The organism is Psychrobium sp. 1_MG-2023, assembly GCF_030689115.1.
In the GTDB taxonomy this organism is placed as follows: domain Bacteria; phylum Pseudomonadota; class Gammaproteobacteria; order Enterobacterales; family Psychrobiaceae; genus Psychrobium.
The window spans coordinates 145,652-153,044 of the sequence record NZ_JAUYVJ010000007.1 but is presented as its reverse complement, the minus strand read 5'-3'; the positions used below and the strand labels follow the sequence as shown (position 1 = coordinate 153,044).

General features: G+C 40.4%; 6 protein-coding genes and 2 tRNA genes. 2 read left to right on the top strand and 6 right to left on the bottom strand.

From position 1 onward, the window contains the following. Window positions 1-2: 2 nt before the first annotated feature. From Q8W26_RS05695 to dnaQ, 4 genes are all read right to left on the bottom strand, one after another. Window positions 3-76: transfer RNA gene (locus tag Q8W26_RS05695), tRNA-Asp, on the bottom strand. A gap of 32 nt (window positions 77-108) precedes the next feature. Next, window positions 109-185: transfer RNA gene (locus Q8W26_RS05690), tRNA-Asp, on the bottom strand. A gap of 184 nt (window positions 186-369) precedes the next feature. Continuing rightward, a complete protein-coding gene (locus Q8W26_RS05685; protein WP_153071479.1) occupies window positions 370-1,632 on the bottom strand; it encodes a TIGR03503 family protein in 1,263 nt (420 codons plus the stop codon). 63 nt (window positions 1,633-1,695) lie between these two features. Further along, window positions 1,696-2,436: a DNA polymerase III subunit epsilon gene (gene dnaQ / locus Q8W26_RS05680; RefSeq protein WP_101213923.1), complete on the bottom strand. Its 741-nt coding sequence runs from the start codon at window positions 2,434-2,436 to the stop codon at window positions 1,696-1,698. 55 nt (window positions 2,437-2,491) lie between these two features. Between dnaQ and rnhA the strand changes: the two genes are divergently transcribed. Further along, entirely contained in the window at window positions 2,492-2,971 is a 480-nt protein-coding gene (gene rnhA / locus Q8W26_RS05675) for a ribonuclease HI (RefSeq protein ID WP_101213922.1), read from the top strand. Window positions 2,972-2,985: 14 nt separating this feature from the next. Here rnhA and Q8W26_RS05670 read toward each other — a convergent pair whose 3' ends face one another. Beyond that, a complete protein-coding gene (locus tag Q8W26_RS05670; RefSeq protein ID WP_101213921.1) occupies window positions 2,986-4,587 on the bottom strand; it encodes a bacteriohemerythrin in 1,602 nt (533 codons plus the stop codon). Window positions 4,588-4,716: 129 nt separating this feature from the next. Between Q8W26_RS05670 and Q8W26_RS05665 the strand changes: the two genes are divergently transcribed. Then, window positions 4,717-5,271, top strand: a complete 555-nt coding sequence (locus tag Q8W26_RS05665; RefSeq protein WP_101213920.1) for a dienelactone hydrolase family protein — start codon at window positions 4,717-4,719, stop codon at window positions 5,269-5,271. Window positions 5,272-5,373: 102 nt separating this feature from the next. On the opposite strand, the gene Q8W26_RS05660 is transcribed toward Q8W26_RS05665, so the two are convergent. Then, a complete protein-coding gene (locus Q8W26_RS05660) occupies window positions 5,374-7,392 on the bottom strand; it encodes a multiheme c-type cytochrome (protein ID WP_305472678.1) in 2,019 nt (672 codons plus the stop codon). Window position 7,393 lies beyond the last annotated feature (1 nt).

Sequence of the window (7,393 nt, the reverse complement as noted above, 5' to 3'; positions counted from 1 at the left end):
GGCGGAGTGGACGGGACTCGAACCCGCGACCCCCGGCGTGACAGGCCGGTATTCTAACCAACTGAACTACCACTCCGCTGCATAATAATTGATGTTGACATAAGTAATTGGCGGAGTGGACGGGACTCGAACCCGCGACCCCCGGCGTGACAGGCCGGTATTCTAACCAACTGAACTACCACTCCGCTTCGCTTACTTGATGTTTCCATCGTTGCTCACTAAAAGACTTCTTTAGAAGCCGTCTCGTTGTCAGCGGGGTGGATAATACGTATGTGACCAATTCTAGTCAACCAGTTTTTTTATCTATCGTAAAAAAATCGTTTAACCGTTGAAAATAACATCAAAAAAATCAAATAATGAGCAAAAAGGCTATTTCTTGTTATCCTTTTCTTTGTCGCCAGCCTTTTTCTTTTCTTTTGCATCATCTCCTTTATCATCTTTTGACACTTTTGGTTTTTTGGTGCGTAAAAAGAACCACATCAATAACCCACCCAGTAATAAGATAATTACATTAACCATGACTATGATAATGATAAGGGATGTTTGTTTTTCTTCACGTTGCTGCTTTTCTTTTAACTGCTTTGCGCGCTGCTGTTTTTTAAACTCAGCCTCACGTTCTTTATCAAAGGTTATTTGTTCTTCTTCTGCTTGTTTAGCTGCCGGGGCAGCAATCTTAAATTTGAGCTGCTTAAGAGATACTTTAAAATCTCGCCCAGAGGTTGTTTTACCGAATACATCCACATCTATTTTATATCGTCCAGGCGCACTGACTTTACTTAACCTAAATAAGTGATTCGCAACCAATCCATTAACACTAAGTTGTTCGACGGTGTTATCAGGGTGCTTAACCTTAATTTGAATGGCAGTCCCAGCTAAGTCCACCGCCTCTGCATTGGTGATAAAGCGTAATGCATAGCTCCCCCCTATCGCTGCTGAAATTAAATCAACTTTTACTGGTTTAGGTCTTAGAAACAGTTCTTGTGACACTTCTCGCTCAAATACTTTATTTTCAGCTCGTACAAGTAAAGTATAAGGTCCGTAAGGTTTATCAAGGTTTAATCGGCCAGTGAACACACCATCACCACGGCGCTCGTCAAAACCTAAACCGTTATCGGTATAGTCACCAATAATAAAAGTCCCCGCACCAAAATTATCGTTATCAACAATATCTTTACTGCGTAGGAATACATTTAAACCAATTAGGTCGTCTACACGCCCCAATGCTAACAGCTCATTATTAAACTCTATCTTTGCTGTCAACTTGATATCTTCACCGATAAATAGCTCATCTGGGATGTGATCAATTTTTAATGACAAGGAGGTTGCTAAACGCACTTCACTGCTTGGTAAAATGTCACCGATGATCTGCCACGGGCCAATCATCGGCCCTGTGATCTCAATCATGTCCCCTGAATTACCATCCATCCAGCGCACATTCTCGACATTACGATTGGAGTAGAGTTTACTGCCATCAGGACGCACTAAAATTATCGGTGCAGAACCCGGCTTGCGCTCAATAATAAATATTATGCTTTCAACAGCTTGATCGACACGAAAGCGATTTGACAATAATTTAATCTTTTGTTGTTCATTAGCAGTGGTTGCAGCCCACACTTTGGTCGGTACTGACATGCTTGCTATTAACACAAGTAAACTAATTAAGAATCTCAACCTTATCCCCTATTGTTGTATTAATTATTCTTGCGGTTCACCCAACCACAAACACTGACCACCTTTGCTTTTAACTAGTTCTAGCCGTTCGGTATGGGCATTTAATTCACTTTCTGTCGCGGCTAGAACTTTTAGTGCCAATGCTGGATTAACGGCCTGTATCGCAGCGCCATCACCATCGTTCTCGGCCTCATTGGCTAAATTTAAAGATGTTTGGCCACCTGTCATTGCTAAATATACATCAGCAAGGATTTCAGCATCTAATAATGCGCCGTGAAGCTCTCGAGAGGAGTTATCGATACCATAGCGTTTACATAAAGCATCAAGGCTATTACGCTGACCCGGATGCATTTGTTTTGCCATGACTAATGTATCAAGGATACCGCTCATTTCAGACGTTTTAGGAATGCCTTGGCCAAGCATGTCAAACTCATAATCCATAAAGCTGACATCAAAGGGCGCATTATGGATAACTAATTCTGCACCTTGTATAAATTCAACAAACTCACTGGCCACTTGAGCAAATGTCGGTTTATCACGTAAAAACTCGTCACTTATCCCGTGAACTTGAAACGCCTCTTCATCAACTGCACGACCAGGATTGACATAGACGTGATAATGTCGACCCGTTAAACGGCGGTTAATGACCTCAACACAACCAATTTCAATGATTTTATGGCCTTGATAAATGGGACCACCCGCTTGGTTCATACCGGTTGTTTCGGTATCAAGCACTACCTGACGGCTATATGTTTGCTCTGCCATATCAATACTCTTTACGATATACTTCTTAAAAATTATTCCCTATGGTAACAACTCAATGAGCAAGCTGAAACAGGTAGATGTATTTACTGATGGTTCTTGTTTAGGAAATCCCGGTCCCGGCGGCTACGGTGCACTATTAATTTACGCTAACCATAAAAAAGAACTATCTTCTGGTTATCAATTAACCACCAATAACCGAATGGAAATGCTCGCAGCAATTAAAGCGTTATCAGCATTAAAAGAACCCTGCGCGGTTAGCTTAACCACAGACAGTCAGTACGTTCGCCAAGGCATTACATCATGGCTAGTGAACTGGAAAAAACGCAATTGGCAAACGAGCAATAAAACACCGGTCAAAAACGTCGACTTGTGGCAGCAACTTGATCAGCAATGTCAACGCCACCAAGTTCAATGGCATTGGGTCAAGGGTCATAGCGGCCACACCGAAAATGAACGAGTGGATGATTTAGCAAGAGCAGCTGCAGAGTCAACATCCCTTGAGGTTGATGAAGGCTATATCGCAAGCACAACGTAACAACTCTAAACGGTTCATAGATAGTTTTTATAATCCATATCTGACTTTAATATATGTTTTGCTAGCCATTTGTAGAGGAACATCGCAACGCGGTTATGACTATCAACATCGTTAAAATCCACACGTTCAACCACTTGCTCAACTTTATCCACCAAGTCTTGGTGCTGTTGTTGATGAATAGCCAATTTGGGGTAATGTATTTGTGCCATCAGTTGCTCTTCAGCAGAAAAATGTAATCCAATATAATGAGTCAGCTGAGCTAGAATCTCACTCAATACATCGGGATCATCATGACTATGAAAAAATTTATTGACCAGTGAGAATAATATTTGATGGTGCTTGTCCATTTCTGAGTGACCCACAGAATATTGAGGGTGCCATTTTATTTCGATGTCTCCATCAATTAATTGCTGCTCGAGAACTTGCCATGGGTTTTTTATCTCTTCCAGAACAGTATTTAAAATGGCACTTCGGCTGGAAGGTTTAACTAGGTAAGCATTCAAGCCTAACGGAATCCATTTAACAATGTAGGGTTTATGTTTTGCCTGAGTTAGTGCGACGATGGGTAATTTAAATCCTAAAGTCCGTAACTTTGTGGTCAAATCCAAACCATTTAATTTAGGTAACTCATATTCCGTTAACAGCGCATCTGGTTGGTGTTTTTTGATGGCGAGTAATGTCTGTGGGCCATCTTGCGTATATATAATCTTAAAACCTTGTGCTTCAAAAATTTCCCCTAACACTTTAGCGAAGAGCTCAGAAGGTTCAGCGATAATAATAGTTCGCTCTATACCGTCAGCATTATTGTTGGTACGTTCACTATCACTACTTAACGGCTTATCGATATCTGTTAAGGTTGCTGTGGCCTGCTCCCCATTAATGTTAATAGAATGAGATTGATGAGGGGCAGCTATTCGCTCTGTTACTGCACGTTGAATTTTATCAACATCTAAAAGTTGCTCAATAAGTTGACCAAACTTGTTATTAAGCACGCCAGTCAATTGATTTAACTCTTCTTTGACTGCCCTCTCCACTTCTTCAACCAACGTTTCATCTTGACTCACTCGCTTGGTTGTTTCGACAATGCTAGATTCACATTGATTAATACTTGATAGTAATTGCTCTTTCAACTCCAAACCATGACTGATACAGGAGGCAAGTTCCAGCTCGCCATTAGCCATCAATTCACTGAGCCCATCTAGATTATGTGTATTGACCAACTGCAATGATTTTAACAAAATTAATGTTAAGCGGTGCGGATCGTTCAGTGGGCTGATTATAGCGTAATCATCAAACAGGCCGTTTTCACATGCAACAAAAGCCTTGATGTAATCTTTATGGCCAGTTAATAAAATCGCACGATGTTGTGACATCTTCTTAGCATGTTTTTCAAGAAAGCTGACATAAAACTCGATGCTTTTGATCAGTTGGTTTGACGAAAATAGTAATATTTTAGGTTGGATTGCCACCAATTCATTCGCCGCATCAGCGGAGAATTTAAGAGGATGAAAGCTTAGGTTTAAATGCCTGACTTGTTCAATAACATGCTTAATCGTATCACTATCTTGATAGATAATGACAATATCCGCTTTTAAATAACTTTTACGAGCAACCATTTATATTAAACCTAATTTAACGACATCTTTAAACTAAACATAACAGGTTTAATCAGTTATACAACAACACTAATCTATCGTAGTATTAGCCTTTAATATCTTCAGACAACAAACTAAGTCATTACACACATGAATATTTTATTTATCACCGATATCTTTGGTCTATGTCACAGCACTGACCTGATAACAAAACATTTTATTCAGCTGGGGCATAACATCTCTATTGTTGACCCTTATCAGCAACAATATCTTGGTTTTGGTAATGAAGAGGATGCATATCACCATTTCATGACTCACTGCGGACACGACCAATTTTTAGAGATGGCACTCAAAGAACTAGCCAAACAACAATTTGGACTCGTGGTTGGTTTTAGTGCTGGAGCCAGTGTAGCTTGGCGCTTATCAGCCTTGCCAGAGCCTCACCACAGCCAAGTAGTTTGTTTGTACCCCTCACAGATTAGGCATCATTTGAAGCTTAAGCCTCAAACCGAAACCACCATAATTTTTGCAAAACAAGAAGCAAGCTTTGATGTAGCGATCGTCGCTCAACAGTTAAGCCAATCGACAAAAACAACTTGTCAGATTGCTCCTTACCATCACGGTTTCATGAATCAATCATCAAAAGCTTATGACGAGCAAGGTTACTTACAAACTATTCAGCAACTCACCACCCTATGTACTTAATAGTAAGAATAACAGAGTATATGTAACTACCCTTCACGCCCATTACTCCATCCTAGTGTTATTAAGTCGCTATTGCGCCAAATGAGCATATAAATTCTTAGACTACTGGCTATTGTCTTCGACCTCTTGTCTTATTTTTACTGGGATAGAGAGACTATCCCATGCCATATTTACAACAGGGATGGTGACATATTTATCTTTTAACGCCCAGCGAGCATAACGTTCGTTTAATTTTCGATATTTTAATGTTGCCGTTAAAGTAATCGGTGACTTAACCCATGATGGTAAAGCAAACTCGTAAGCGACTAAATCTGACTCACCCGCTTTGATCACCCGCTTGAAGGACTCGCCTACCCGATTAAATAAATCATGTTTCCAAACTAAGCGACCTTGCTTATCAACAGGTAACGAGCGATAAAAGTGTGCTTTTTTATCAACAAAATTGTTGCTGTCAATCAATCCACTAGCAAACACATCCCGCCCTTGAGCATCAACGACGATAAACTCAAGCCATGCTTGGTTAATATCAATAGTCCCTCCAGGAAAACTGTGCCCCACACCTTGATTACTCACAATGATATTTATCTTTGCTTGTTCACCTAAATAATAATAATACGGTGCTTCACTTGAATCCCTTAACCGCTCATCTACAGCATGAAGTGTTTGTAAGGCGTTTTGACGACTAGGTTTATCAATACTGACACGTAATTTGTTCGCTTGAAGAAAAGACTTTACCGCTGCTAACTGTTCTTTATCACCACGTAACGTTGGTAATAATGTATTGGCTGCTGGGTAGTGATGTGATCTAATCTTGCCATTTTTGTCCGCCGAAGGATCACTAGACTCAACTAATGGCATATGGCAATCTTGGCAACGACTCACGTTCGCATCTGAAAAGTTTTCTTGATGCTGGTTAGAAAATGGGCTTTCTAACCACTGGCCATACTCATCTTGCATTTTTACCCACCCCCAATCATTCATGTCTTTATCCATAAATTGACTGTGACAGGTAGAGCAGTATTTTGATTCCTTGAACAGTGGCTTACCCAGATCTTTAATATGCTGGTCTGGCTTAACTCTAATCAGTAAATTATTTAGGCGAGTTAGCCACTCATTATTACTCTGGGCAAAAAGATAATCTTGCTTAGGTTTAAATTGATAACTAGCGACCCCCTTTAAATGAACCAATTTATTTATCCCATGACAACCTAAACACGACACTCCCTCTTGATTAGCCATCGTGTCACTCACGGCACCATGTTTTCCTCCGGGTGACAGTTCACCTGATAGTAATGCAACTGGCGCATGGCAGCCTTCGCAGTAACGTGTAGCAGTAATCCCCTTACTATTTACCAATGTCTTAATATTGGTCACATAAGTAGGGTCTGAAGCTGCTTCTTTGTGTACAGAAGCAACCCATTGCCGTCCGATATCTTCATGGCAAGCGAGGCATTTATGAGAATTACCTATTTGTCTCTTATCAATAAATGTATTGGTTGCACTTTCCGTTTGACTGGGACGAAATGGATGTGGTCCATAAGGTAATTCATAGTTATCTACTTGAGGCTGTGTGGAGTATGCTTTCAACGAGTACTGATAAACTACACTCAAACCAATTATTAATCCGACTATTGCCACATTAAACCATAACACCACTTTACTGGTTCCATGAATAATACTCGGAAACTTAGGCTCTGCACTTTCACGTCGTCGTTGAGGTAATAAAAAACGGTGTAAAAAGAGATGCAAAGCCAAAAAAACAATAAACAAGCCCGAGCTAATAATATGAGTAAGGTAAACCCAATGCTCACTTTCTTTTTGCCCCAAAAACAACAAATACCAACCGGTATAGCTAAAAGCGATAAAGATAAAAAGTATTAACAGCCCACTGGTAAACACTCGGATTCGGCGAAAGGCGATAGTCCGGCGAAAGTGACTCACTAAAAAGAATAACAAGCCCAAGCTACAAGCAACCCCAGTGACAATATGAACAAGTACAGACCACTGTATCCAGACAGTATGATTATTAATAAAAAAAGTAGCAGCGCCTGTCACACTACACGCCAATGTGACAGCCCACAGTGCTGGCAGTATTTTTTGCTCTTGGGTTAACAGGTTCATT

What these genes read in the sequence shown, in the direction of transcription:
- Q8W26_RS05685 (WP_153071479.1), bottom strand. Translation starts at nt 1,632, where the DNA reads ATGTCAGTACCGACCAAAGTGTGGGCTGCAACCACTGCTAATGAACAA.
- dnaQ (WP_101213923.1), bottom strand. Translation starts at nt 2,436, where the DNA reads ATGGCAGAGCAAACATATAGCCGTCAGGTAGTGCTTGATACCGAAACA.
- rnhA (WP_101213922.1), top strand. Translation starts at nt 2,492, where the DNA reads ATGAGCAAGCTGAAACAGGTAGATGTATTTACTGATGGTTCTTGTTTA.
- Q8W26_RS05670 (WP_101213921.1), bottom strand. Translation starts at nt 4,587, where the DNA reads ATGGTTGCTCGTAAAAGTTATTTAAAAGCGGATATTGTCATTATCTAT.
- Q8W26_RS05665 (WP_101213920.1), top strand. Translation starts at nt 4,717, where the DNA reads ATGAATATTTTATTTATCACCGATATCTTTGGTCTATGTCACAGCACT.
- Q8W26_RS05660 (WP_305472678.1), bottom strand. Translation starts at nt 7,392, where the DNA reads ATGAACCTGTTAACCCAAGAGCAAAAAATACTGCCAGCACTGTGGGCT.